This is a genomic window from Plasticicumulans sp. (assembly GCF_035331805.1).
Classification (GTDB): domain Bacteria; phylum Pseudomonadota; class Gammaproteobacteria; order Competibacterales; family Competibacteraceae; genus Plasticicumulans.
Map to the genome: position 1 here is coordinate 1 of NZ_DAOLKE010000319.1, position 4,025 is coordinate 4,025.

2 protein-coding genes and 1 tRNA gene are annotated in these 4,025 nt (G+C 70.6%); 1 reads left to right on the forward strand and 2 read right to left on the reverse strand.

The genetic code is table 11. The features are described from left to right. Window positions 1–9 precede the first annotated feature (9 nt). Window positions 10–86: transfer RNA gene (locus tag PKE44_RS16055), tRNA-Met, on the reverse strand. A gap of 746 nt (window positions 87–832) precedes the next feature. Beyond that, the gene (locus tag PKE44_RS16060; RefSeq protein ID WP_324553147.1) at window positions 833–2,023 is read right to left on the reverse strand and encodes a glycosyltransferase; all 1,191 of its coding nucleotides are present in this window, start codon (window positions 2,021–2,023) and stop codon (window positions 833–835) included. A gap of 270 nt (window positions 2,024–2,293) precedes the next feature. Between PKE44_RS16060 and PKE44_RS16065 the strand changes: the two genes are divergently transcribed. Next, window positions 2,294–4,024 (forward strand): ABC transporter ATP-binding protein/permease, encoded by a 1,731-nt coding sequence (locus PKE44_RS16065; protein ID WP_324553150.1) that lies wholly within the window; start codon window positions 2,294–2,296, stop codon window positions 4,022–4,024. The last annotated feature ends 1 nt before the right edge of the window (window position 4,025 follow it).

Here is a 4,025-nt window from a genome sequence, read left to right on the forward strand (position 1 = left end):
CTTGATTTTTGGTGGCTACGCTCAGAATCGAACTGAGGACCCCAGCATTATGAGTGCTGTGCTCTAACCAGCTGAGCTACGTAGCCTTTTTGATCGATTTCCGCTCCCGCCGCTGCCACGGCCGGAACAGGCGGCGCATATTACGGATGGGGTCCGGGGCTGTCAACGGCAAGTTTCGGGCCGAAAACCGTATTCCGGCCGCCTGGCGAGCCGCACAGCGGCTGACGCCGGTCATCGCCGCAGCATCCGGATCGGCAGACAGTCACGCGGCGTCCGGCCCGGGACCGTCGCCGACGCCCGCAGCCCTGCTGCGGCCACCGGCCACGGCCCCGCCGTGCCAGTCCTGCGGTCGGGAGTCGACCGCCTTTGCCGACGCCCCCGCCCTGCCGGACCTGTACCCCTGCCGCTCTCGCAGGGGACGGGTCTGGGCGGGGATTTCCGGCCGCTGACTGGCGCCGATGCGGCGAAACCCGGCATCAGCCTGCCGGCCAGAAGATGCAGTCCCTGCGCGGCGATCCGTCCGAGCGCGAAATCATCACCTGTACCCGGGCGCGACCGGCGCCTGATCGCCCGCGCAATGAACGCGCGGATGCAGGTGCATTTGTGGAGACGACCGCATCCTGCCCGGACTGCCGGCGCGCAGCCGGATGTTCAGCCGGCAGCGTCCGGGCCGGGCCTGTGCCGATGACGGTGCCACTCAGGGCGGTCACGGCTGAACGCGCCGTCTTTTCAGCTCCTGCCGCCTGCGGGAAAACGGGAAAACGTCTGGCGCGGCTGCCGGCGTCCGCGCCGCTGCGGCATCGGAGCAGTGCAAATCGCCCCCGATGCCGGTTCAGCCCCCCGCCCTGCGCCGCGCAAGGATCGCGCGGAACAGGTCGAGCTGGCCGCGCGTCGTGGCCTCCCACGAGAAGCCTTCGGCGTAGCGGCGCGTCGCCGCGCGATCCGGCAGTGCGGCGAGCAGCGCAGCGGCGTGCGTGGCGATGGTGGCGGGCTGGCGGTCCGGCATCAGCCGGCCGGCTTCCGGGGCGGTGACGATCTCCGGGCAGCCGGAGACGGCGTTCGCGAGCACCGGCGTGCCGCAGGCCATGGCTTCGAGCAGCACGTTCGGCCAGCCTTCGTGGCCGGTCGCGAGCACCAGCACGTCGGCGGCGGAATAGAGCTGCGACAGCTCGGCGTGCGCCACCTCGCCGAGCAGCGTGACCCGGCCGGCGAGGCCAAGCTCGCGGATCAGCCCTTCCAGCATGGCCTGCTCCGGTCCCTGCCCGGCGATCAGCAGGCGCACGCCGGGCAGGGCCGGCAGTGCGCGCAGGATCCATTCGTTGCCCTTGCGCGGGATCAGGTGCCCGACCGAGGCCAGCACCGGCGCCGGGCCGCTGACGCCGAAGCGCGCGCGCGCGGCCTCGCGTTCGGCCGGCCGGAAGTGCGCGAGATCGACGCCGTTCCTGAGCACCGTCACGCGCTCGCGGGCGATGCCGAGTCCGGCGAGTTCTCCGGCGAGCGAGGCCGAGACCGTGATCAGGCCGTCGGCGGCTTCGGCGGCGGCGCGGATCATGCGCTGCGGCAGCGGGTGCTTCGCAATGGTGACCAGATCGGTGCCGCGCGCCGTGACCACGAAGGGCTTGCCGAGCCAGCGCGCCAGCAGCGCCGCGGCGACGCCGTCGGGATAGAAGTAGTGCGCGTCGATCAGCTCGAAGTCGAAGCCCTCGCGCTGCAGCCGGCGCAGCGCCGGCAGCGCGCCGAGCGCGAGCCCGAGCGGATGCAGGGTTTCGCCGATGCGCGGCAGCTGCGGATAGCGCGGGTGACGCACCGCGATGCCGTGACGGTGTTCTTCGGCCGGGATGCGCGCGAGCCGCGCATACGACCCGAGCCAGCCGTAGTCACCCGGCACCCACGGCACCGGCGCGACGACGCGCGCCTCGACCTCGCCGCTCGCGAGCAGCTGGCGCAGGCGGTTCTCGACGAACACGCCGAACTGCGGCGCCGTGGCGTTGGGGTAGAGCGTCGAGAACGTGAGGATGCGCATCCGCGGACACCGGCCGTGACGTAAGGGCGCGGAGTATACGGGCCGGTGCACGGCTATCATCCGCGCCCGCCGCGACGGGAACCGCGGGCGGCCCGCACCGATCCGACGCCGCAGCGCCCGGCGCGAGGCGGTTAAGCGTCCGCTAAAACGCCGGGGCCGCGGCGCGATTACAAGGCCGTGTTCCTTCCGAGCGCGCGCCCGTCCCTGTCCTTCCTTCCCTTCGCCTGCCGCCTGCCTCCTGCGCGTGCAGCCTTCCGGAGCCTCCTGCCGATGAACGACACGCAGCATGCGTTCGACCGCGCCGCCCTCGCCCGCGTCTGGCGACTGACGCGCGCCTACTGGACCTCCGAGGAAAAGCTCAGCGCCTGGGCGCTGCTGATCATCGTGCTGACCGGCAACTTCACGATCGTCTACCTGACGGTGCGGCTGAATTCCTGGTATCGCGGCTTCTACGACGCGCTGCAGAACTACGACGCGCCGGCGTTCTGGGCCGCGCTCGGCACCTTCGGCATCCTCGCGAGCGTTTTCATCCTCGTCTCCGGCACGCGCTACCTGCTGCGCATGTGGCTGCGCATCCGCTGGCGCACCTGGCTGACCAAGCGCTACCAGCACGCCTGGCTGCACGACAAGGCCTTCTACCGCATGAAGCTGGTCGGCAGCGCCGTCGACAACCCCGACCAGCGCATCGCCGACGATCTCAACAGCTTCACCGAGCAGACGATGACGCTGGTGTTCGGGCTCGTGAACTCGGTCACGACGCTGGTGAGCTTCTCGGTGATCCTCTGGGGCCTGTCCTCGACGCTGCCGCTGACCATCGGCGACACGCAGTTCCACATCCCCGGCTTCCTGTTCTGGGGGGCGCTGGTGTACGCGGTGCTCGGCACCTGGCTCACGCACCGCATCGGCCATGCGCTGATCCCGCTGAACTTCCAGCAGGAGCGCGTCGAGGCCGACTACCGCTTCAACCTGATGCGGCTGCGCGAGAACCTCGAATCGGTGGCGCTGTACGGCGGCGAGCAGGTCGAGGACGGGCGGCTGCGCACGCGCTTTCGCCGCGTCATCGACAATTACCACCGGCTGATCATCGCCGGCTTCAAGGTCGACATGTTCAACGCCGGCTACAGCCAGGTGTCGGTGATCGTGCCCTACCTGACCGTCGCGCCGTTCTACTTCGCGACGAAGATGCCGTTCGGCCAGCTGATGCAGATCGGCAACGCCTTCAACCGCGTGCAGGACGCGATGAGCTTCTTCATCGACAGCTACCAGAACATCGCCGCGTGGCGCGCCGTGACGCTGCGCCTGACGCAGTTCACCGAGGCGCTGGAATCGCTGGAGGCGCGCATCGACGACATCTCGCAGGTCGAGCGCAGCAGCGCGCCGCGCCCGCAGACCGAGACGCTCGGCATCCGCCGCCCGGACGGCGAGGCGCTGCTCGACGGGCTCGATCTCGACCTGCAGCCCGGCGAGTCGCTGCTGATCAGCGGTGCCTCGGGCAGCGGCAAGAGCACGCTGCTGCGCACGCTGGCCGGACTGTGGCCCTACGCGAAGGGCCGCGTGCGCCTGCCCGGCGACGGCGTGCTGTTCGTGCCGCAGAAGCCCTACCTGCCGATCGGCACGCTGCGCGAGGCGCTGCTGTACCCGCAGCAGCAGACGGTGAGCGATGACGCCTTGCAGGCCGTGCTCGCCGAGGTCGGTCTGGAGCGGCTCGCCGGCCAGCTCGAAACGGTCGAGGACTGGCAGCAGACGCTCTCGGGCGGCGAGCAGCAGCGCGTCGCCTTCGCACGCATCCTGCTGCGCCGGCCGCGCTGGCTGTTCCTCGACGAGGCGAGTTCCGCGCTCGACGAACCTTCCGAACAGGCGCTGTATGCGCTGCTGCGCGCACGGCTGCCGGAAACGACGATCGTCAGCATCGGCCACCGCAGCACGCTCGCGGCCTTCCACCGGCGCCGGCTGCAGCTCGACGGCCGCGGCGGCTGGCAGCTCGCCGACGTGCCGGCCTGAG